The sequence below is a fragment of the Hoeflea sp. Naph1 genome (assembly GCF_046837775.1).
Classification (GTDB): Bacteria; Pseudomonadota; Alphaproteobacteria; order Rhizobiales; family Rhizobiaceae; genus Hoeflea.
Genome location: NZ_CP177286.1, coordinates 1,334,579 through 1,356,754 on the forward strand (window position 1 = coordinate 1,334,579; position 22,176 = coordinate 1,356,754).

At 60.6% G+C, this 22,176-nt stretch carries 19 protein-coding genes; 13 read left to right on the forward strand and 6 right to left on the reverse strand.

What is annotated here, in order from left to right; all coding sequences use genetic code 11:
• Positions 1 to 2: 2 nt before the first annotated feature.
• Positions 3 to 539: a dTDP-4-dehydrorhamnose 3,5-epimerase family protein gene (locus ACK6D9_RS06300; protein ID WP_412051751.1), complete on the forward strand. Its 537-nt coding sequence runs from the start codon at positions 3 to 5 to the stop codon at positions 537 to 539.
• Complete coding sequence (locus tag ACK6D9_RS06305; protein ID WP_412051752.1) at positions 539 to 1,768, forward strand: methyltransferase domain-containing protein; 1,230 nt, start codon at positions 539 to 541, stop codon at positions 1,766 to 1,768. The genes ACK6D9_RS06300 and ACK6D9_RS06305 overlap by 1 nt, the downstream gene beginning before the upstream one ends.
• Before the next feature lie 95 nt (positions 1,769 to 1,863).
• Here the strand turns inward: ACK6D9_RS06305 and ACK6D9_RS06310 are convergent, their stop codons facing one another.
• Complete coding sequence (locus tag ACK6D9_RS06310; RefSeq protein ID WP_412051038.1) at positions 1,864 to 2,973, reverse strand: DegT/DnrJ/EryC1/StrS family aminotransferase; 1,110 nt, start codon at positions 2,971 to 2,973, stop codon at positions 1,864 to 1,866.
• A gap of 139 nt (positions 2,974 to 3,112) precedes the next feature.
• Between ACK6D9_RS06310 and ACK6D9_RS06315 the strand changes: the two genes are divergently transcribed.
• Positions 3,113 to 3,967, forward strand: coding sequence for a D-amino-acid transaminase (locus ACK6D9_RS06315; protein ID WP_412051039.1), 855 nt, complete (start codon positions 3,113 to 3,115; stop codon positions 3,965 to 3,967).
• Between the two features lie 55 nt (positions 3,968 to 4,022).
• On the opposite strand, the gene ACK6D9_RS06320 is transcribed toward ACK6D9_RS06315, so the two are convergent.
• Positions 4,023 to 4,811, reverse strand: coding sequence for an SDR family oxidoreductase (locus ACK6D9_RS06320; protein ID WP_412051040.1), 789 nt, complete (start codon positions 4,809 to 4,811; stop codon positions 4,023 to 4,025).
• A 121-nt stretch (positions 4,812 to 4,932) separates the two neighbouring features.
• Here ACK6D9_RS06320 and pyrC point away from each other — a divergent pair, with 121 nt between their 5' ends.
• The 3 genes from pyrC (at position 4,933) to ACK6D9_RS06335 (ending at position 7,721) form a co-directional block, all read left to right on the forward strand.
• A complete protein-coding gene (pyrC, locus tag ACK6D9_RS06325) occupies positions 4,933 to 5,970 on the forward strand; it encodes a dihydroorotase (protein ID WP_412051041.1) in 1,038 nt (345 codons plus the stop codon).
• Positions 5,971 to 6,067: 97 nt separating this feature from the next.
• Positions 6,068 to 6,769: an orotate phosphoribosyltransferase gene (locus ACK6D9_RS06330; RefSeq protein ID WP_322990480.1), complete on the forward strand. Its 702-nt coding sequence runs from the start codon at positions 6,068 to 6,070 to the stop codon at positions 6,767 to 6,769.
• A gap of 28 nt (positions 6,770 to 6,797) precedes the next feature.
• Positions 6,798 to 7,721: a carbohydrate kinase family protein gene (locus ACK6D9_RS06335; protein WP_412051042.1), complete on the forward strand. Its 924-nt coding sequence runs from the start codon at positions 6,798 to 6,800 to the stop codon at positions 7,719 to 7,721.
• A 24-nt stretch (positions 7,722 to 7,745) separates the two neighbouring features.
• On the opposite strand, the gene pgi is transcribed toward ACK6D9_RS06335, so the two are convergent.
• From pgi to fumC, 4 genes are all read right to left on the reverse strand, one after another.
• Complete coding sequence (gene pgi / locus ACK6D9_RS06340; protein ID WP_412051043.1) at positions 7,746 to 9,389, reverse strand: glucose-6-phosphate isomerase; 1,644 nt, start codon at positions 9,387 to 9,389, stop codon at positions 7,746 to 7,748.
• A gap of 104 nt (positions 9,390 to 9,493) precedes the next feature.
• On the reverse strand, positions 9,494 to 11,179 hold the full coding sequence (locus ACK6D9_RS06345; RefSeq protein ID WP_412051044.1) for a long-chain fatty acid--CoA ligase: 1,686 nt from the start codon (positions 11,177 to 11,179) through the stop codon (positions 9,494 to 9,496).
• A 557-nt stretch (positions 11,180 to 11,736) separates the two neighbouring features.
• Positions 11,737 to 12,615 carry a polyphosphate kinase 2 gene (ppk2, locus tag ACK6D9_RS06350; RefSeq protein ID WP_322990690.1) on the reverse strand — a complete coding sequence of 293 codons (879 nt, stop codon included), beginning with the start codon at positions 12,613 to 12,615 and terminating at the stop codon, positions 11,737 to 11,739.
• 185 nt (positions 12,616 to 12,800) lie between these two features.
• On the reverse strand, positions 12,801 to 14,192 hold the full coding sequence (gene fumC, locus ACK6D9_RS06355) for a class II fumarate hydratase (protein WP_412051045.1): 1,392 nt from the start codon (positions 14,190 to 14,192) through the stop codon (positions 12,801 to 12,803).
• 143 nt (positions 14,193 to 14,335) lie between these two features.
• On the opposite strand from fumC, the gene ACK6D9_RS06360 reads away from it, so the two are divergent.
• The 7 genes from ACK6D9_RS06360 to phoB all read left to right on the forward strand — a co-directional run bounded on the left by ACK6D9_RS06360 (position 14,336) and on the right by phoB (position 22,060).
• Positions 14,336 to 15,619 (forward strand): ATP-binding protein, encoded by a 1,284-nt coding sequence (locus tag ACK6D9_RS06360; protein WP_412051046.1) that lies wholly within the window; start codon positions 14,336 to 14,338, stop codon positions 15,617 to 15,619.
• Between the two features lie 167 nt (positions 15,620 to 15,786).
• The gene (locus ACK6D9_RS06365; RefSeq protein ID WP_412051047.1) at positions 15,787 to 16,815 is read left to right on the forward strand and encodes a substrate-binding domain-containing protein; all 1,029 of its coding nucleotides are present in this window, start codon (positions 15,787 to 15,789) and stop codon (positions 16,813 to 16,815) included.
• 67 nt (positions 16,816 to 16,882) lie between these two features.
• Positions 16,883 to 18,343 carry a phosphate ABC transporter permease subunit PstC gene (gene pstC / locus ACK6D9_RS06370; RefSeq protein ID WP_412051048.1) on the forward strand — a complete coding sequence of 487 codons (1,461 nt, stop codon included), beginning with the start codon at positions 16,883 to 16,885 and terminating at the stop codon, positions 18,341 to 18,343.
• Positions 18,340 to 19,698 (forward strand): phosphate ABC transporter permease PstA, encoded by a 1,359-nt coding sequence (pstA, locus tag ACK6D9_RS06375; protein ID WP_412051049.1) that lies wholly within the window; start codon positions 18,340 to 18,342, stop codon positions 19,696 to 19,698. The genes pstC and pstA overlap by 4 nt, the downstream gene beginning before the upstream one ends.
• Before the next feature lie 65 nt (positions 19,699 to 19,763).
• Positions 19,764 to 20,579: a phosphate ABC transporter ATP-binding protein PstB gene (gene pstB / locus ACK6D9_RS06380; protein WP_412051050.1), complete on the forward strand. Its 816-nt coding sequence runs from the start codon at positions 19,764 to 19,766 to the stop codon at positions 20,577 to 20,579.
• Positions 20,580 to 20,625: 46 nt separating this feature from the next.
• The gene (gene phoU, locus ACK6D9_RS06385) at positions 20,626 to 21,348 is read left to right on the forward strand and encodes a phosphate signaling complex protein PhoU (RefSeq protein WP_322990012.1); all 723 of its coding nucleotides are present in this window, start codon (positions 20,626 to 20,628) and stop codon (positions 21,346 to 21,348) included.
• A gap of 28 nt (positions 21,349 to 21,376) precedes the next feature.
• Positions 21,377 to 22,060, forward strand: a complete 684-nt coding sequence (gene phoB / locus ACK6D9_RS06390) for a phosphate regulon transcriptional regulator PhoB (RefSeq protein WP_322990018.1) — start codon at positions 21,377 to 21,379, stop codon at positions 22,058 to 22,060.
• Positions 22,061 to 22,176: the final 116 nt, after the last annotated feature.

Sequence of the window (22,176 nt, forward strand, 5' to 3'; positions counted from 1 at the left end):
TGATGCCGGGTACAGCCGGCGGACCGATGCTGGTCGCGCGGTCGCCGAGGGTCGACGACCGTGGCGCCTTTGCCCGGATATTCTGCGCCGAGGCGCTCTCAGCGGTCGGTTGGCCCGGACCGGTAGCCCAGATCAACCACAGCCAGACCCGCAAGGCAGGCACCCTTCGCGGTCTTCATTTCCAGCGTGCGCCCCATTCCGAGGCCAAGCTGGTGATTTGTATTCGCGGATCGGTGTTCGATGTCGCTGTCGACATCCGCGAGAACAGCCCGACACGCTACCAGCATGCCGCTGCCGAGCTTTCGGCGGAAGCCGGCACGGCACTCTATCTGCCCGAAGGTTTTGCCCATGGCTTCCAGGCACTCAGTGACGATGCGGAGCTGATTTATGTTCACTCCGCCGCCTATGCGCCGGACCATGAATCCGGGCTGCGCGCCGATGATCCAGTGTTGGCCATTGCCTGGCCATTGCCGGTAACCGGCATTTCCGAACGCGACGGCTCGCATCCGCTGCTCGACACCACAGGAGAAAAACCATGATGCGCTGCCGGCATTGCGGCGGAACCGCATTTATCCCGTTCCTGGATCTGGGGCGGGCGCCTCCTTCCAATTCCTATCTCGACGCGCAAGCCCTTTCCCGACCGGAAAAGCTTTACCCGCTTGTGATCAGCACCTGCACCGAATGCTGGCTCACCCAGACCGAGGATTTTGCCGACCGCGAAGAGTTTTTCTCAGATGACTACGCCTATTTTTCCTCGTTCTCGAAAACCTGGCTCGACCATGCGCAAGCGTATGTTGCAGACATGCGGACGCGGTTCGACCTCGGCCCAGACAGTTTGGTCGCAGAAATCGCCGCCAATGACGGCTACCTGTTGCAATATGTGAAGGCGCTCGGCATACCCTGCTACGGGGTCGAGCCGACCCACGGCACGGCCGAGGCAGCGCGTGCCAGGGGCATCGACATTGTCGAAAAGTTCTTTGGCCGTGAACTGGGTGAAAAACTGGCGCGAGAGGGCCGGCAGGCGGATCTGATCGCCGCCAACAACGTGCTCGCTCATGTGCCCGACATCAACGATTTTGTCGCAGGCTTTGCGGCGTTGCTTAAACCCGCAGGCGTAGCCACCTTCGAGTTCCCGCATCTCTACGAGATGGTCCGCGGCAACCAGTTCGACACTGCCTATCACGAGCATTATTCCTATCTCTCGCTGCTTGCTGTCGAACGCATTTTTCGCGCCAACGGCCTCACGGTGTTCGATGTCGGGACCACGCCGCACCATGGTGGAAGTCTCAGGATCTATGCCTGCCGTAGCGATGTGGGCGCCCATCAGCCGACCCCTGCCGTCGAAACCATTCGCGAGACCGAGCGCCGGGCAGGGATGGACCACCCAGCCTTTTACGCAAGCTTGCAGGCAAACGCGGAGGCCGTGCGCGACGGCTTTCGCAGTTTCCTCAAGGAGGCCCGTGCTGAAGGGTTGAAGGTGGCTGCCTATGGTGCCGCTGCCAAGGGCAACACGCTGCTGAATTTTGTTGGCGCAGGCACCGACGACATTGATTTCGTGGTTGACCGCAACCCCGCCAAGCAGGGGCATTACATGCCCGGTTCACATATTCCGATTGTCGGCGAAGACCGGCTTGTTTCTGACCAACCAGACAGGGTGGTGATACTGCCATGGAACATCGAGACCGAAATCAGGACCCAGCTTTCGTATATCAGCGCCTGGGATGGACGGTTCGTGACGGCAGTCCCGAACCTGAAGATTCTGAGTTGAAAACGAAGCTGGAAATCGAATTGGTCGACAAGGCTGATAACGCAGGCGAGACATCAAAGCGCAAACCGGACGCCTGAGTCTCTCGGTATCGCTAATTATGCTTTCAGAAGGTCGCGGATCACGTTGGCAACTCGCATCTGGGCATTCTCGTCCATGTCGTGATAGCTCGGCAGATTGATGGCGCGGGAAGCAACGTCGTGGGCGGTGAGATTATCTGGTCGGGCATCAAACATCGGCAGTTCAGACAGCGGCCAGAAGAACACCCGCGCGTCGATATCGGCGGCCTGAAACGCCTCAATCAGCATGTTCCGGGTCACTCCGGTGGCGCGGTCAAACACCACACTCGGCATCCAGTAGCCATTGGTGACGCCATCAGGTTCTGCATTCAGCGAGATTCCGCTAAGCGGACCGAGAAGCTGGCGGTAGCTCGCCATGATGGCACGTTTGCGGGCGATCAACTCGTCTATCCGCTCAATTTGGGCACAACCGATGGCCGCAGCGATATTCGAGATCTTGAACTTGTAGCCGGTGACGGTGGGGAAAAACTGGCGCGGCTCGCTGGCGTCACGGCCATGATTGGACAAGGTCGTCACCCGCTCGAAAAGGGATGAGTCATTGGTCACGAACATGCCGCCTTCGCCGGTGGTCATGGTCTTGGTGCCGTGAAACGAGAAGGTGCCGAAGGCTCCCATCGAACCGGCACACTTGCCGCCCCAGGCCGAGCCGATCGCTTCGGCTGCATCCTCGATAATGGCGACGTCGTGGCGCGCACCAATTTCCCGCAACCTGTCCATGTCGCACATCGAGCCATACAGATGCACGGCGATGATCGCCCGCGTCCGTGGCGTGATCGCCGCTTCGACAAGGTCGGGATCCAGACACCAGCTGTCGCTGAGAATATCGACAAACACCGGCTTAGCGCCGAGATGAACCACGGGGGCGACCGAGGCGATCCAGTTGCTGTCAGCCAGGATTACCTCGTCGCCGGGACCAATACCGAGTGCTGCCAGGCCCAGATGCAGCGCGCCGGTGCAGCTCGATGTGGCGATCGCGTGCTTGACGTCGAGGTGGGCAGCAAAACCGCGCTCCAGCCGGTGGATGTAATCGTAACAATGCGCCCCCCAGCCATGGCGAGCCGCGTCGGTGGCATACGTCACCTCAAGTTCAGTGATCGACGGTTTGGTATAGGCGATACGTTTGCTCATGGATCTGGCCCGCTACTCTGTTGGTTTCTGTCTAGTGCATCGACCCTGCGCGGAGATTACGCCGCCGACGTCAAAAAAGCCCATGGCGACATTTGCCAAAATCTGGCAAGAAAGGAACCTTGGAAAACAGGGGGGCGCCATGCGCACAGTCTATGTCAACGGAGCCTATGTGCCCGAAAATGAGGCCACGGTTTCCGTGTTCGACCGTGGTTTTCTGTTTGGCGACGGTATCTACGAAGTTGCAGCGGTTGTCGGCGGCAAGCTGATTGATTTTCCTGCGCACACCGCACGCCTGCACCGCTCGGCAAACGAGCTTGGCATGCGCTTCATCGTCAGCGATGAGGAACTGCTGGCAATCCACCGTGAACTGATAAGCTGCAACGGCGTCGACGAGGGCGTGGTCTATCTGCAGTTGACCCGTGGTGTCGTTGACCGGGATTTCGCATTCAACACCGAAAAACTGACGCCGACCTTGGTGTTGTTTACCCAGAGTCGACCGTTGATCGATACCGGCGTCGCCAAAACCGGCATGAAGATAGTCTCGATTCCCGACCTGCGTTGGGGTCGCTGCGACATCAAGACCGTGCAATTGCTCTATCCTTCGCTTGGCAAGATGGAAGCCAAGTCGCGCGGTGCCGACGATGCCTGGATGGTGCGCGACGGCGTCGTCACCGAAGGCACGTCGAACAATGCCTTTATTGTCACAGGCGAGGGGGCGATCGTCACCCGGCCATTGTCACCATCGATTCTCTCTGGCATCACCCGCGCGGCGCTGATGGAGTATTCGGCCGCCAGCGGCACAAAGATCGAGGAGCGCGTCTTCACTATTGAGGAAGCCCGCAATGCGGCCGAGGCTTTCATTACCTCCGCCTCTGTGTTCGTCGGGCCGGTGATCTCGATTGACGGTGTCGAACTGTCAGGCGGAAAGCCCGGCCCGGTCACACTCGGCCTGCGGAAACAGTATATCGAGGAAAGTCTCAAGCGCGCCATCTGAAGGCCGGGGTGCGCTGACCCCGGCGCCTGTGGCATGCGCTGGCGTGGGGCGATCATCAGACCGAATTGATGGCTCCACCGTCGCAGCGGATCATCGAACCGTTGACGTAGCTCGCCCGTGCACTCACCAGAAACGCGGCCGTGGCGGCAAATTCTTCCACCGCGCCATAGCGCCCCACAGGAATCTGCGCCTGCGCAGCCGCGGCGATGGCTTCGAGGCTCTTGCCTGAACGCTCGGCATTGGCGGCATCCAGCTGCTTGAGCCGGGCGGTTTCGATCCTGCCCGGCAACAGCATGTTGAAAGTCACGCCGTCGCTGGCGACCTCGTTGGCCATCGACTTCGACCAGCCGACCAGCGCCGCCCTGAGCGTATTCGACAGGCCGAGATTGGGGATCGGCTGGATTACCCCCGACGAAGCCAGTGTCAGCACCCGGCCCCATCCCTGGGCTCGCATGCCGGGCAGAAACCGTGCGGTGACGTCCATCACGCTCAGCACCATGATTTCGAACTGACGGTGGACGACAGCAAGATCGGCTTCGCTCATCAGTCCGGGCGGCGGCCCCCCGGTATTGTTGACCAGGACGTCGAGCCCGCCGAATTCCTTGCCTACGGTTTCTTCCAGCAGTGCCGGAGTATTCTTGTCCGACAGGTCCGACACCACGAATTTCGCCTGACCCGCGCCGCGTCCGTTGATTGCCTCGCAGGCTGCTTGCAGCCGCTCCCCGTCGCGCCCGGTGATCAGCACATTGGCGCCTTCGGCCGCCAGCGCTTCGGCCACGCCGAGGCCCAGCCCGCGTGATGACGCCAGCACCAGTGCACGTTTTCTTGTCAGTCCCAGATCCATGATGTCTTTCCCTGCTTGCTGTTTGCCTGCTAAAGGCTTGCTCTATCAGTTGCCGCCTGCCGTCAAAAGGTCAACCCGCGACCTGGCCGAGCCGACATCACAATTGAAGGAGTGCCCGCACGTGGTCGAAATCACCATTCCGAGACCGGACGATTGGCATCTGCATCTGCGTGATGGCGCGATGATGGAAGGGGTGCTGCCCTACAGCGCCCGCGATTTCGCCCGCGCCATCATCATGCCCAATCTGGTGCCGCCGGTGGTCACCGCCGATGACGCCCGTGCCTACCGCGACCGGATCATGGCGGCCTTGCCCGAGGGGCTCGGTTTCACGCCGTTGATGACCCTTTATCTGACCGAAGGCACCGACCCCGCCGATGTCGCGCAAGCACATGCATCCGGACTGGTCACTGCCGTCAAGCTCTACCCGGCGGGCGCCACCACCAATTCCCATTCAGGCGTGCGTGACCTCGACAAGGTGATGCCGGTGCTCGAAAAAATGGCGGCGATCGGCATGCCCCTGTGCATCCATGGCGAAGTCACCGACCCGGAGGTTGATATTTTTGACCGCGAGGCAGTGTTTATCGACACGGTGCTGGAGCCATTGCGCCGGCGGATCCCGGAACTCAAGATCACGCTCGAGCATGTCACCACCTCCAATGGCGTTGATTACGTGATGGGGGCCGTCGCCAATCTCGCCGCCACCATCACCACCCACCATCTGATGATCAACCGCAACGCCATCCTCGCCGGCGGCATCAAGCCGCATTATTACTGCTTGCCTGTCGCCAAGCGCGAGAGCCATCGCCTGGCGTTGCGCAAGGCCGCGACGTCCGGCGATGCACGGTTTTTCCTCGGTACCGATTCCGCCCCGCATGTTGATCCGTTGAAGGAATGCGCCTGCGGCTGCGCCGGTATCTTCACCTCTATCAACACACTCTCTTGCCTCGCGCAGGTGTTTGAACAGGACGATGCGCTCGACAATCTTGCCGCCTTCGCCAGTATCAACGGCCCGGCCTGGTACGGCTTGCCGGTCAATACCGAGACAGTCACGCTGGTGCGGCGCGACCAACCCGTGACCTGGCCCGACAAGATCAACACCGGTGACGGGCCGGTCACCGTGTTTGATCCGCTTTTGCCCATCCACTGGGAAATTGCCTGATCGCCTTTCAACCGCTCCGCCAAGCTGGTATTCGGAGCGCAAAATTGCACCGGATCGGGTGTTTCACCCAGGTCCCACAGTCGCGGGGGTGATATCGATGTTCTCCAACAGTTTTCCCGACCGAAAGGTGATCGCCGATACGGTCGCCCGGATGCTTCTCGAGATCAAGGCGGTGCATTTCAACGCCACCGAGCCCTACAAGCTGGCCTCGGGCATGATGAGCCCGGTCTATATCGATTGCCGCAAGCTGATTTCCTACCCGCGGGTTCGCTCGGCGGTGATGGATTTCGCAGCCGCCACGATCCTGTCGGAAGCAGGCTTCGAGCAATTCGATTGCATCGCCGGTGGCGAGACCGCAGGCATTCCCTTTGCGGCCTTTCTCGCCGAACGCCTCGGCCTGCCGATGGTTTATGTCCGCAAGAAGCCCAAGGGACACGGACGCAACGCCCAGATCGAAGGCCATCTGGCGCCCGGCTCACGGGTGCTGGTGATCGAGGATCTGACCACGGCGGGCGGTTCAATGTTTACCTTCATTGATGCGTTGCGCGCAGCTGATGCAACTGTCGAACACGGCATCGCCTTGTTTTACTACGGTATTTTCAGCGAAGCCGCCGACCGCTTTGCCAAGGGGGACGTCACGCTGCATTATCTGGCAACCTGGCGCGACGTGCTGGCAGCGGCAACCCGTCAGAAGGCTTTCGACCCTGCGACGCTTGCCTCGGTGGAAGCGTTTCTGGACGCACCGCTGAAATGGTCGGCGGATCACGGTGGCGTTTCTGAATTGCCGGTTCAGCCGTGAAAAATACACCTGTGGGGAAGGAAACGCGATGATCGTCTGCTGTGGTGAAGCGCTGATCGACATGCTGCCGCGCACATCGACAGAGGGTGAGACTGCGTTCGCACCCTATGCTGGCGGGTCGGTGTTCAATACCGCGCTGGCGCTTGGGCGGCTGGGGCTTCAGACCGGCTTCTTCACCGGCCTGTCGAGCGATATGTTCGGTGATATCCTGCGCGAAGCCCTCGACAAGAGCGGCGTCGACCACAGCTATTGCGCTACGCTTGATCTGCACACGACGCTGGCCTTCGTGAGGTTGATCGATGGCCAGGCGAGTTACGCGTTCTTTGACGAAAATACCGCCGGGCGGATGATCACCGAGGCGGATTTGCCAGTGCTTGACGCAAATGTCGAGGCGCTGCATTTCGGCGCCATCAGCCTGATCCCGGATCCCTGCGGCGCCACCTATGAGAGCCTGATGCGCCACGAAAGCGGAACCCGGGTAATCTCGCTCGATCCCAATATCCGGCCCGGCTTCATCACCGACCCGGCCAGTCACCGGGCGCGGATCGACCGGATGATCGCCATGAGCGATATCGTCAAGATGTCGGACGAGGATCTCGAATGGTTCGGCATGGCTGATATGGAGACCGCTGCGCGAACCTGGCACGCGCGGGGGGCAAGCCTTGTCGTGTTTACCCGTGGCGCCCGTGGTGCGGTTGGCTTTACCCGCGACCAGATGGTCGAGGTCGAAGGCGAGAAAGTCACCGTGGCCGATACCGTAGGTGCCGGTGATACCTTCAATGCAGGCATTCTCGCCTCGCTCAAGCGCGACGGGCTGTTGAGCAAGTCGGCGATCAGCACCCTGTCGGCGGATGCCGTCGGCAATGCGCTCAGGCTCGGCGCCCGCGCCGCAGCCGTCACCGTTTCCCGTCCTGGCGCCAATCCACCCTGGGCCAACGAGATCGGTTTTTAGGCCCAGTTCGCAGTCGCGCGCAAATCAGTTTTCGCCGCGCATCTCGCGGATGGTCTTGGCCAGCGCCAGCGTCGAAGCGTCATGGTCGCCACCGGCGCTTTCGCCCCTGACCACCGGCAGCAGTGCGGTCGCCAGTTCCTTGCCCAGCTCCACACCCCATTGGTCGAAAGCGTTGATGCCGAAGATCTGCGCCTCGACAAAGACGCGGTGTTCGTAAAGGGCGATCAACCGTCCCAGCGAAAACGGCGTCAACCGGTCATAGACAAGGGTGATCGAAGGCCGGTTGCCGGCAAATGTCTTGTGTGGTGCGAGCCGGTCGGCTTCTGCTTCCGAAGTCCCGCTGGCGATCAGCTGCGCACGGGCTTCTGCGCCGGTGCGACCGCGCATCAGCGCTTCCGATTGCGCTAGGCAATTGGCGATCAGCAATTGATGCTGGTGCGCGAGCTGCGGCTCATGGCCATTGGCGGCAATCATGAATTCGACCGGGATTACATCCGTACCCTGGTGCAGCAGCTGGAAAAACGCGTGCTGGCCGTTGGTGCCCGGTTCGCCCCAGACGATGGGCCCCGACGCGGTCTCAACCGGTTTGCCGTCGATGCCCACCGACTTGCCGTTCGATTCCATGTCGAGCTGCTGCAGATAGGCGGGAAACCGCGACAGCCGCTGGTCATAGGGAATGATCGCCCGGCTTGGATAGTGACAGACCAGTCGGTGCCAGACACCGATCAGGCCCAGTAGCATCGGCAGGTTCTGCGCAACCGGCGCGGATTTGAAATGCTCGTCCATCGCCCGGGCGCCGGCCAGAAAGTCGCGAAAGGCGTCCTTGCCGATGGCGATCATCACCGGCAGGCCGATTGCCGACCATAGCGAGTAGCGTCCGCCCACCCAGTCCCAGAACCCGAACACACGCGCGGGGTCGAGGCCAAACGCGCCAACCTTGTCGAGCGCCGTGGAGACGGCTGCGAAGTGATCCGCCACGGCCTTCTCGCCCAACTTGGCGACGATGAAGGCGCGCGCGGTTGCCGCGTTGGTCATGGTTTCGATGGTGGTGAAGGTTTTTGAGGCGACGATCACCAGCGTGGTTTCGGGGTCGAGACCCGAGAGCGTGTCGGCAATATGGGCGCCATCGACATTGGAGACGAAATGGGCCCGCGGCCCGTCGTGATAGGGCGCCAGTGCCAGCGTCGCCATAACCGGCCCGAGATCCGAGCCGCCGATGCCGATATTGACGATATCGGTGAAAGCCTTGCCGGTGGCGCCACGAATGTTGCCCGAGCGCACGCCGTCGGCAAACGCGCCCATGGCGGCGAGCACCGCATGCACGCCCGGCACCACATTCTCACCGTCAACCCGGATATCGGCCGTTGGTAATGCGCGCAAGGCGGTGTGCAGCACCGCACGGCCTTCGGTCGAGTTGATCGGTTCGCCAGCGAACATGCTGTCGCGCCGAGCTTCAATCCTGGCGGCGGAAGTCAGATCGATGAGCAGGTCGAGTGTCTCGTCATTGACCGCGCATTTGGAGTAATCCATCAGCAAATCGTCGTAACGCGCAGAGAGGCGTTCGGCGCGGCCGGGGTCGGCAGCGAAGGTCGCACGCATGTCACGCGGCGCACCAGTGTCGCGGTGCGACTGCAACAGGGACAGAACCTGGCGGACTTCAGGGGTCAAGGGAAAGCCTCCGTGTTTGTACTTGACCACCTATGCGGCGAGGCCCGCGTGAAATCAAGTTTCCCGCGGGCCTCGCCTTGTCTGGTTGTCGTGATGCTGTGGGCTCAGGCGTCGCGCAATTCGCGCCGCAGGATCTTGCCGACATTGGTTTTGGGCAGTTCGTCCTTGAACACCACGATCTTCGGGCGCTTGTAATTGGTCAGGCCCTTGGCGCAATGCGCTTTCACATCCGCCTCGGTGAGATTGGGGTCTTTTCTGACCACAAACAGCTTCACAGCTTCACCGGAATGTTCGTCGGGAATGGCCACGGCTGCGGCTTCGGCTATGCCGGGATGCTCGACCGCAACCTCTTCGACTTCATTGGGATAGACGTTGAAGCCCGACACCAGGATCATGTCCTTCTTGCGGTCGACGATCTTGGTGTAGCCCGCCTCATCCATGAAACCCATGTCGCCGGAGCGGAAATAGCCGTCCTTGGCCATGACGTTGGCGGTCTCGTCCGGCAGATTCCAGTAGCCGTGCATCACCTGAGGCCCCTTGATGCAGATCTCGCCGACCTCGCCAAGCGGCATCGAGGCGCCATCCTCGTCGCGAATGTCGATATAGGTCGATGGCAGCGGCAGGCCGATCGTGCCGGAAAAGTCTGTGGCGTCGAAGCGGTTGGCGGTTGCCACCGGCGAGGTTTCCGAAAGCCCGTAGCCTTCCGAAATCACGCAGCCGGTTAGTGTCTTCCAGCGTTCGGCGACAGGGCGTTGCACGGCCATCCCGCCGCCGAGTGTCAGCAACAGCGGCTTGAAATTGAGCTTCTGGAAGTCGTCATTGTTGAGCAGCGCGTTGAACAGCGTGTTGAGCCCGGGAAACACGTTGAACTCGTATTTGCCCAGTTCCTTGACGAAGCCCGGAATGTCGCGCGGGTTCGGAATCAGGATGTTGTGCGCGCCTTGCGCCATTCCCATCAGCGCGTTCACCGTCAGCGCGAATATGTGATAGAGCGGCAGCGCGCACATAAACACCAGGCTATCGGGCTTCGGCTTGTTGATGAACGCCGCAGCCAGCCACAGATCATTCTGCGCGGTGTTTGCCAAGACGTTCGAATGCAGCAGCGTCGCCCCCTTGGAAACGCCGGTGGTGCCGCCGGTATATTGCAGAAACGCGACATCGGAGGGTTCCATGGCTGCCGGTTTCAACGTCTTGCCTGCGCCAGCTGACAGCGCCTGCTTGAAGCTGACATGGCCGGGCAGTGACCATGCGGGCACCATCTTCTTGATCTTGCGGACAACGAAATTGACCAAGTGGCCCTTTAGCCCCAGCAGATCGCCCATGGTGGTGACGCAGACATGCTTGACCTCGGTGTTCTTGATCACCTGTTCCAGCGTGACAGCGAAGTTTTCGAGAATGATGATCGCCTTGGCGCCCGAATCCTTGAGCTGGTGCTGGAGTTCGCGCGGCGTGTAAAGCGGATTGACGTTGACCACCGTATAGCCGGCGCGCAAAACCGCGGCCAACGCCACCGGCATCTGCAGGATGTTCGGCATCATCAGCGCAACCCGGTCGCCTTTTTCCAAGCCCAGCGACTGCAGCCATGCGCCCAACGTTGTGGAGACGCGCTCCATGTCGGCATAGGTCATGGTCTTGCCCATGCAGGTATAAGCAGGGCGGTTCGGAAAACGCCGGAAGGAATCTTCGATCAGTGCGCCGACCGAAGCATGGGCCAGCGGTGCAATGTCAGCCGGCGTATTTGGCGGGTAGGATGCGAGCCAGATGCGATCGGCAGCAGCAGTCGTTGTCATGATATCGTTCTCCCTCTTGTCCGGCCGCGGGCAGGTGCAACACGCCGCCGGGTACCTCTTCCCTAACCCCAAAGCATATAACGGATTTAGAGTGGCGCGGAACCCGTTGCAATACATTCCTTTGACGTAAACGTAACTTTAGCGACAAATACCCCTCTTCCATGACGGTTACCGTGGCAATGAGTCCCAATAGCACATGCGCCGGGGACAAATTTCCTCTCGGAGCCATGTCGGAACCGCGCGGATGTGGCTTGTGCAGCACACGTCACCTGGCGCGCGGATGTTCCCCATTGACCCGGGACAGGGCTGGATCTGGCGGCCTGAAGGCATGGTCGTGTTCGCCCCCCCCCGGGACCAACGCTCTATCGATCCGCACCGATATTCTGCTCGCAGCCGTGCATCTGGTTTGCTCGACCCTGGAAGTTTCAAAAAAATGCAACCAGCCGATCGCCGCTTCCCTTGCGTTTGCACGCTCCGGCGGCGCTGAGGTCAGCCGACAGCCGCGCTCGCGGAATATCGGGCGTGAGCGTGCAACTGATGGCCGGGGCCGCCGACGTTTAAAGCCCGATCGGTCCCTCGGAGATGATGGCCGGATCCAGTTCACCGATCACGCCCTCGTCCTTGCCGTCATAGGGAAGCTTGGTCAGGATGGTGCGGATCACATTGATCCGCGCCCGTCGCTTGTCGTTTGCGCGTACCACGGTCCAGGGCGCGTGTTCGGTGTGGGTGGCCTCGAGCATCTGGTCGCGTTTTTCGGTGTAATCATCCCATTTGTTGAGACTGGCGATGTCCATCGGCGAGAGCTTCCAGGACTTGAGCGCGCTGTGGCGCCGGTCGTGGAACCGCTTGAGCTGCATTTCCCGACCGATATTGAGCCAGAACTTGAACATGTGAATTCCGGCCTTGACGGGCATGCGCTCGAAATGCGGCGTTTCCTCCAGGAAAAGCCGGTGCTGTTCGGGTGTGCAGAACCCCATCACCGGTTCGACACCGGCGCGGTTGTACCAGGAGCGGTCCAGCAGCACGAACTCGCCCGAGGTCGGAAAATGGTCGACATAGCGTTGATAGTACCATTGCCCGCGTTCGGTTTCGGTCGGCTTGGGCAGCGCCACGATCCGTGCCGCCCGCGGGTTCATGTAGGCCCGTGTGGCCCCGATCGATCCACCTTTGCCGGCGGCGTCACGGCCTTCATAAACGGCAATCACCCGGTGTCCGGTCTCGCCGAGCCAGGATTGCACCTTGACCAGTTCGACCTGCAGCGCCTCCAGCGTCTTTTCATATTCTTTGCGCTTGAGCTTTTCCTCATAGGGATAGTTGTCGGAGCCGAAGGCCTTGTCCTCCACCCAGTCGGGCAGTTTCGGGTCATCGATATCAAAAACCCGCTTCTTGCCGTCGATTTCAAGTTCCACGGTCCTGTCGGTTTTCTGATTGCCCATCGTTTGCTCCTTTGGATCTGGTCTTCAAACATACAGCGAAAACAGCAGCCCTGTTCATGCAAACGCCGCTCTGTCTGCGATTTAGATCCTGAGACATAGCAGTCCTGCGCCCAAACGGTAAGCGTGCAGCACACGCTTACAGAAGCGCGATGGCAGTCAGCGCGGCTTCATTGCCGGCAAACCGCTCAACCCGGATGCGTCATATCTTCCGGCCGGACGAGGCGGTCATAGTCCTCCGCGGTGACGTACCCGGCCTTCAACGCCTCTTCGCGCAGGGTGGTGCCGTTCTTGTGTGCGGTCTTGGCAATCGTCGCCGCATTGTCATAGCCGATGGTTGGCGCCAGCGCGGTGACGAGCATCAGCGAACGGTCAAGCGCCGCCTTGATGTTGTCTTCGCGGGCCTCGATGCCAACAACGCAATTGTCGGTAAACGAGATCGCGGCGTCGCTCAGCAATTGCACCGACTGAAGGAAATTATAGGCCATCACCGGATTGTAGACATTGAGTTCGAAATGGCCCTGGCTGCCGGCAAAGGTGAGCGCGGAGTGGTTGCCGAACACCTGCACGCAGACCTGTGTCATCGCCTCGCATTGGGTCGGATTGACTTTGCCCGGCATGATCGAGGAGCCCGGTTCGTTTTCCGGCAGCGCCAGTTCGCCCAAGCCGGAACGGGGCCCCGAACCCAGGAAGCGAATGTCATTGGCTATCTTGAACAGTGCCGCAGCCGTGGCGTTGATCGCCCCGTGCGAAAACACCATGGCGTCATGCGCAGCCAGTGCCGCGAACTTGTTGGGCGCGGTGACGAACGGAAGCCCTGTAATCGTGGCAATGCGTTCGGCAACCTTCTCGGCAAAGCCCACCGGAGCGTTGAGCCCGGTGCCGACGGCGGTGCCGCCCTGCGCCAGTTCGTAGAGTCCGGAAAGCGTCAGTTCGATGCGTTCGATCGACGCGGCAACCTGAGCCACATAGCCACTGAATTCCTGGCCGAGCGTCAGCGGCGTTGCGTCTTGCGTATGGGTGCGACCGATCTTGATGATACCGGAAAATTTCTTTGCCTTCTCGTCGAGAGCTGCGCGCAAATGCTTCAGCGCCGGCAACAATGCCCGCACCGTCTGCTCCGCACAGGCAATGTGCATCGCGGTGGGGAAGGTGTCGTTCGACGACTGGCTCATATTGACGTGGTCGTTGGGGTGCACCGGCTTTTTGGAGCCCATCTCGCCCCCCAGCATTTCGATGGCCCGGTTGGAGATCACCTCATTGGCGTTCATGTTTGACTGGGTGCCCGATCCAGTTTGCCAGACTACCAGCGGGAAATGGGCATCGAGCTTGCCGTCGATCACTTCCTGTGCGGCTTTGACGATGGTCGCGCCAAGTTCCGGATCAAGCCGCTTGAGGTCCATGTTGGCCTCTGCCGCGGCGCGTTTGACGATACCGAGCGCGCGCACGATTGACAGTGGTTGTTTCTCCCAGCCGATTTTGAAGTTTCCAAGCGAGCGCTGCGCCTGCGCCCCCCAATATTTGTCGGCCGCCACTTCAATGGCGCCAAAGCTATCGGTTTCGGTACGGTTGCTGGACATCATCATCACCCTGGTTCAATCAATTCGGACGGCAACCGCCGCCCACGTGCATGAATGGCCATATCGTCATTGAGATTTCAAGCAGCGCGGCTAAACAAGCTGCACCAACAGCGCTCACGTAGCGCCAGGAACGGGCGAAGCAGATGGTTGAAAGCAGCATGGACAACGGCGCCGAAAGGCTGGCGCCCGACACTCTCAGGGCCCGCGTCCGGAACCTCCGGCGTCCATTGGGCGTTGCGGCATTGGCGGCGCTCGCCGCGGTTCCGGCAGGAGTGCAGCCCTGGCAGGCGGTTGTAGGCTATGGGGTTTTTGCCGCTGCCTTGCTGATCCGGCTGCCCGGCAGCGCGGCGGCAAGAGCGCGCGACAAAGACAACAACACGGCCGCAGGGCCTGAGGATTTCAAGCTTCTGGATGCGCTGGATCTGCCAACCATCGTGTTTGACGAACAAACCCTGGTGATGCGTCAGAACGCCGCTGCGGTGTCGCTGGCTGGCGCCTTCCCCGCCAATGCCACATTGTCGGCCCGGATTCGCTCGCCTGCGGTGCTCGAACTGGTGGCCCGCGTCATTGACCGTGGAGAGCCTGAAACCGTTGAAGATGCCGACCGGGTGCCCTCGGAGCGCTGGCACGAGGTCCGTGTCGCCCCGGTATCGGCCCGCTCCGCCGCCGGTCAACGGCTGTTCGTGCTGACCTACAGGGACCTCACACAATCGCGCCGGCTGGACCGGATGCGGTCGGATTTTGTCGCCAATGCCAGCCATGAACTCAGAACCCCGCTGGCCTCGGTAATCGGTTTCATCGAGACAATGCAGGGACCGGCCCGCAACGATGAAGCGGCGCGCACCCGGTTTTTCGGCATCATGCTTGATCAGGCTCAGCGCATGTCACGGTTGATCGATGACCTGCTGTCGCTTTCGCGGCTGGAGATGCGGGCCCATCTGGCGCTCACAGCCAAGGTCGATCTTGGCGCCACCGTCGCCCATGTCATCGATACGCTCAGGCCCATGGCCAGTGAACTGGGCGTGGAAATCGACTTCTCGACGCCGGATCAGCCCGTCATCCTCATCGGCGATGCCGATGAACTCATTCAGGTGTTCTCCAATCTCATCGAGAACGCCTGCAAATATGGACAGTCGGGAAAGCGGGTGGAGATCAGTGTGACCGATACAGACGCGAACGGACCGGAGGTGATGGTGCGCGATTTTGGTCCTGGAATTCCCAAGGAACACGTCCCGCGTCTGACCGAGCGCTTCTACCGCGTCGACGACGAGACGAGCCGGACAAAGCATGGCACAGGACTGGGGTTGGCGATCGTCAAGCACATACTCAACCGCCACCGTGCCCGGCTTGTCATTCGCTCCCAGTCGGGTGAGGGGGCCGTGTTCATTGTCAAATTCAGCCGCCCGGAGCATGCGGATACAGCTTAGGGTGCGGAAAAGAGTGATAACTATCAGATAGATAGACTGTCACAAAACAGTATCATTACTGTCATAAAACAGAATCTCGAAGGGCCTAGAAAGGGCCAGCCTCAGACGGCTGATCCACGGGCCCCGCCAACGGGCCAAGAAATTCTGACCCATGACGGGAGATTCCCATGACCGTACTCAAAATTGCCGCTGCCGCACTCGTGGCGACCACAGCCTTTGCCGGCGCCGCTGTTGCCCGCGACCAGATCCAGATCGCCGGTTCGTCTACCGTTCTGCCCTACGCTTCCATCGTTGCCGAAGCCTTCGGCGAAAACACCAGCTTCTCGACCCCTGTTGTTGAATCGGGTGGCTCGGGCGCCGGTCGCAAGAAGCTTTGCGAAGGCGTTGGTGAAAACACCATCGACATTGCCAACTCCTCGTCGCGCATCAAGCAGTCCGATATCGACCTGTGCGCTGCCAACGGCGTTACCGAAATACAGGAAGTTCGTATCGGCTACGACGGGATCGTCTTCGCTTCCGACATCAACGGCGAAAACTTCTCCTTCACCCCGGCTGACTGGTACAATGCGCTTGCTGCCAAGGTCGTCAAGGACGGCGCGCTGGTCGACAACACGGCCAAGATCTGGGCCGACGTCAACCCGGATCTGCCCGCTCAGGACATCCTCGCTTTCATCCCCGGCACCAAGCACGGCACCCGTGAAGTGTTCGACGTGAAGGTGCTCGAAGCCGGCTGTGAAGCAACCGGCGCAGAAGAAGCCTTCAAGGCTGCTGGCGATGAAAAGGCCAAGGGCTGCACCGCCCTGCGCACCGACGGCATTTCGGTCGACATCGACGGCGACTATACCGAAACCCTCGCCCGCATCGATGCCAACAAGAATGCCATCGGCGTGTTCGGCCTGTCGTTCTATGAGAACAACACCGACAAGCTTCAGGTTGCCACCATGTCCGGCGTCAACCCGTCGACCGAGACCATTGCGTCGGGCGAATACCCGGTTTCGCGCCCGCTCTACTTCTACGTCAAGAACGCACATCTCGACGTGATCCCCGGCCTGCAGGATTATATCGAGTTCTTCGTCTCCGACGAGATCGCCGGTCCTGATGGCCCGCTGGCTGCCTATGGCCTGGTTTCCGACCCGGAACTGGCCAAGACCCAGGAAATGGTCAAGAACCGCACCCCGATGGGCATGCTGAACTGATCCGTTTGACAATCAAAGGGGCGGCGCATCCGGCGTCGCCCCTTCTTGAAACCAGGGCGAATGTCACATGACTCCCAGTATTCTCGTACTCAGTGTGCTCGGTCTGGCGATAGTCGGCTATTTTCTGGGCCGGCGGCGCGCGTTGCAGGCAGCCGCCCGGGATGGAGTGAAGCTCCATTCACTGCCGGGCTATTACGGTCAGTCGGTGGCCCTGTTTACCGCAGTTCCCGCCTTCTTCCTTCTCGGCACATGGCTGTTCCTGCAGCCGATTGCGATCGAAAGCAGCATCAGCGGCAAGATCCCTGACAGCGCCATTGCCGATGCCGGTGCAAGAAGCCTGGTGATGGTCGATGTGCGCCGCATTGCCAAGGGTGTCAGCCTGCTCATCGAGCAGGGCGATGTTACCGAAAACGAACTTTCCGATATGAGCGCGGATGTGACCAATGTCCGCGCGCAACTCGCCACGGTCGGTGTCGCGCTCGGCTCCGATGTGTCGCCCGTGGTTTTCGAGGCCGCCAAGGAATACCGCAGCATCGAACTTTCGGGCGATTTCGTCCGCAACATCGCCGTCTTTCTTGTCGCGCTTGGTTTTGGCTTCTGGGCCTGGGCCCGGGTGCAGCCGCGGATGCGCGCCCGCAATATCAGCGAGACCTTTGTGCTGGCGCTGTTGATGGGCTCGTCAATGGTCGCGATCCTTACCACCGTCGGCATTGTCGGGTCATTGCTGTTTGAATCGGTTGCATTCTTCAAGCTCTACCCGGCCGAGGATTTCTTCCTGTCGACAACCTGGAATCCGCAGTTTCGCGGCGGTTCCGATCTCGGCTTCCTGCCGCTTTTGTGGGGTACCTTCTACGTTTCCTTCGTGGCGCTGGCGCTGGCTGTTCCTGTCGGCCTGATGATTGCGCTCTATCTGGCAGAATATGCCGGAACCACGCTGCGCGGCTTTGCAAAGCCGGCCATCGAGATGCTCGCCGGCATTCCCACCATCGTTTACGGGTTGTTCGCGCTGATCACCGTCGGCCCGTTCCTGCGCGACTGGATTGCCCAGCCGCTTGGCCTTGGAACCTCGTCGTCATCGGTCATGACAGCCGGCCTGGTCATGGGGGTCATGCTGATCCCCTTCATCTCGTCGCTGTCCGACGACATCATCAACGCCGTCCCCCAGGCGATGCGCGACGGTTCCTACGGTCTGGGCGCCACCAAGTCCGAAACGATCCGGCGGGTGCTCCTGCCAGCGGCCCTTCCTGGCATTGTCGGCGCCTTTTTGCTGGCTGCCAGCCGCGCCATTGGCGAGACCATGATCGTGGTCATGGGGGCCGGCGCCGCGGCACAGCTCGGCCTCAATCCCTTCGAGGCGATGACAACGGTCACCGTCAAGATCGTCAGCCAGCTGACCGGAGACACGGAATTCGCCAGCCCCGAAACGCTGGTGGCGTTTGCGCTCGGTCTGACCCTGTTTGTCTTCACCCTCTGCCTGAACATTCTGGCGCTTTACATCGTGCGTAAATATCGGGAGCAATACGAATGACCGACCTGACAGCCGAGAATTCGGTATCAGCCAGCCACAAGCAAAACCGGTCGCTCTTCAAAGTTGGCGAGCGTACCCGCAAGCGCCACGCATCCGAACGTCGTTTTCGCAGACTGGGCCTTGCCGCCGTTATCTTCGGCATCCTGGCACTGGTCGGTCTGATGGCTTCAATCCTGTCCAACGGCCTGTCGTCGTTTAACCAGACTTACGTGACGATTGACGTTTTCCTCGATCCCGCCAAGCTGGACAAGAACGGCAACCGCGATCCCGCCGATATTCAGAAGATAACCACGTTCACGGTCAATCCGCTGATTCAGGCGGCGTTGAAAAAGACCATGGAGGATCGGGGCATCGAGGTCGACGGCGTCAATGCCAAGAAGGCCTTCGAGATGATCTCCAAGGAAGCGCCCGCTGATGTGCGCCGCTATGTGCTGGCCGATCCCGGCGAAATCGGCAAGACCGTCTCGTTCGAGCTTTTGGCCAACGGCCGGATCGACGGGTACTACAAGGGCCGCGTGACGATGGACTCGGCGGCGCTCGACCGTAACGTCTCGCCGGAACAGTTGCTGCTGGCCGACAAACTGAAACAGGCAGGAATTCTGCAATCGCGGTTCAACTGGTCGTTCCTGACCGCGCCCGATGCGTCGGACACGCGGCCTGAAGCGGCTGGCCTCGGCGTTGCCATTCTCGGCTCGGCCTACATGATGCTGATCGTGCTGGTGCTGGCGCTGCCGATCGGCGTGGCGGCGTCGATCTACCTTGAGGAATTTGCCCCGAGAAACCGCTGGACTGACCTTATCGAGGTCAATATCTCCAACCTGGCCGCTGTGCCCTCGATCGTGTTCGGTATTCTTGGTCTCGCCATCTTCATCAATTTCGTCGGATTGCCGCAATCCGCGCCGGTGGTCGGCGGGCTCGTGCTGACGCTGATGACATTGCCAACGATCATCATCGCCACGCGTGCGGCGCTGAAGGCGGTGCCGCCCTCCATTCGCGATGCTGCGCTTGGCATCGGCGCGTCGAAAATGCAGGCGATCTTTCACCATGTTCTGCCGCTGGCAGCGCCTGGTATCCTCACCGGCACGATCATTGGCCTGGCCCAGGCGTTGGGTGAAACCGCACCGCTGCTGCTGATCGGCATGGTGGCTTTCGTTCGCGAATATCCAGGCGCGCCGCCGGAAGGTTTCTTCGATCCCGCTTCGGCGCTGCCGGTCCAGGTCTACAACTGGACCCAGCGCGGTGACCCGGCCTTTGTCGAACGGGCTTCAGGTGCCATTATCGTGTTGCTGGTATTCCTTCTGTTGATGAACGTAATCGCCGTTCTTCTGCGCCGTCGTTTCGAACGCCGCTGGTAGCCAAGGTGTGATCCTTGAAAAAACAAAGCCCTGAGTATTCTGGAATAAGTAAAGGGAAGACGGAGATGAACATCATGTCGGAAGTGGCCACGGAATTGGCGGTCAACGCCGCAACAGAGCAGCCCGATGTCAAGATGCGCGGCAAAGATGTTTGCGTTTTCTACGGCGAGAAGCAGGCCCTGTTTGACGTCAATCTCGACATTCGCAAGAACGCCGTGACGGCGCTTATCGGCCCCTCCGGTTGTGGAAAGTCAACGTTTCTGCGTTGTCTCAACCGGATGAACGACACCATCGATATCTGCCGCGTATCGGGCGAGATCACGCTTGAAGATGAAAACATCTACGCTCCGATGATTGATGTCGTCGAACTGCGCGCCCGCGTCGGTATGGTGTTCCAGAAGCCCAATCCGTTCCCCAAGTCGATCTATGAAAATGTTGTCTATGGACCGCGTATCCATGGTCAGGTCCGCAGCCGTGCCGAGATGGATGAAGTGGTGGAACGCAGCCTGATCAAGGCCGGCCTCTTCAACGAGGTCAAGGACCGACTGCACGAGGCGGGGACCGGCTTGTCGGGGGGGCAGCAGCAGCGACTGTGCATCGCCCGCGCCATCGCTGTCAGCCCCGAAGTCATCCTGATGGACGAGCCCTGCTCGGCGCTCGACCCGATCGCCACCGCCAAGGTTGAGGAATTGATTGACGAATTGCGGGTCAACTACACCATCGTCATCGTCACCCACTCGATGCAGCAGGCCGCTCGCGTGTCGCAGCGCACGGCGATGTTCCACCTGGGAAAACTTGTCGATGAAGGCCCCACCGACAAGATGTTCACCAATCCCGACAGCAAGATAACCCAAGACTACATTACCGGCCGGTTTGGCTAAGGCGATTGCCAACCGCATCACGTTTTCAGGATTGAAGGAATCTATGATGTCCGAATCTCATACCGTCACGGCTTACGATGACGATCTGCGTTTTCTGGCGCGCCGCCTGTCCGAAATGGGCGGCATCGCCGAACGCATGGTCGCCGACGCCGTCGCCGCGCTGGTCAACGCCGATACTGCTTCGGCGCAGCGGGTTATCTCGGAGGACTTGCTGCTCGACGATGGCGAGCGCGAAATCTACGACAAGGCGGTGCTGCTGATTGCCAAGCGCCAGCCGATGGCCTCGGATTTGCGCGAGATCATCGGGTCGATCCGCATTGCCTCCGATCTCGAACGGGTCGGCGATCTTGGCAAGAATATCGCCAAGCGGGTGATCGCCGTACACACCATGGCACAGCCCCGCAAGCTGGTGCGCGGCCTCGAGCATCTGGCCGAACTGGCGCTGACCCAGCTCAAGGAAGTGCTTGATGCCTTTGCCACGCGATCACCAACGCTGGCCAACTCGATCCGCGAGCGCGACGAGGAGATTGATGCGATCTACACCTCGCTGTTCCGCGAGCTTCTGACCTACATGATGGAAGATCCGCGCAACATCACGGCCTGCACCCATCTTCTGTTCTGTGCCAAGAACATCGAGCGCATTGGTGACCATGCCACCAACATCGCCGAGACCGTGTATTACGTCGCCACCGGCGAGCAGCATACGGACGACCGTCCCAAAGATGACGATACAGCAAGCATGATCGTCCAGACGCCGGGCGAGGCATGATGGCGGCGGGAGCAATTCGATAATGGCAATGAGTCCGCGCATCACCGTGGTTGAGGACGAGGAAGCACTCTCGGTGCTCCTGAGATACAACCTCGAATCCGAAGGCTACGAAGTCGACACCGTGCTCAGGGGCGATGAAGCAGAGATCCGTCTACAGGAGCGGGTGCCCGACCTGCTGATCCTCGACTGGATGCTTCCGGGCATATCCGGGATTGAACTGTGCCGGCGACTGCGCGCCCGCGCCGAGACCGAGCGCCTGCCGATCATCATGCTGACCGCCCGTGGCGAGGAAAGCGAACGGGTGCGGGGGCTCGCCACCGGGGCTGACGATTACGTCGTCAAGCCGTTCTCGACACCGGAATTGCTGGCCCGGGTGCGGGCCATGCTGCGCCGCGCCCGTCCGGAAGTGATTTCAAGCCAGCTCAAGGTGGGCGATATCGAACTTGACCGCGAGACCCACCGGGTGCGCCGTCTGACCCGCGACATCAAGTTGGGGCCGACCGAATTCCGTCTGCTGGAGTTTCTGATGAGCTCGCCAGGCCGGGTCTATTCGCGCGCGCAACTGCTCGACGGTGTCTGGGGCCATGATGTCTATGTCGACGAGCGCACGGTCGATGTCCATGTCGGACGTCTGCGCAAGGCGGTCAACCCGTCGGGCATGCGCGACATCATCCGCACCGTGCGGGGCGCCGGTTACTCGATCGAAAGCTGAGCCTCATTCCGCTCAACACTGGTAAAACGACAAAGGCCCTGAATCATCGATCCAGGGCCTTTGTTTGTTTCAGGCTCAAGCGCGCGTTCATCTGAACCCGCGAAAGGGCGCTCTGC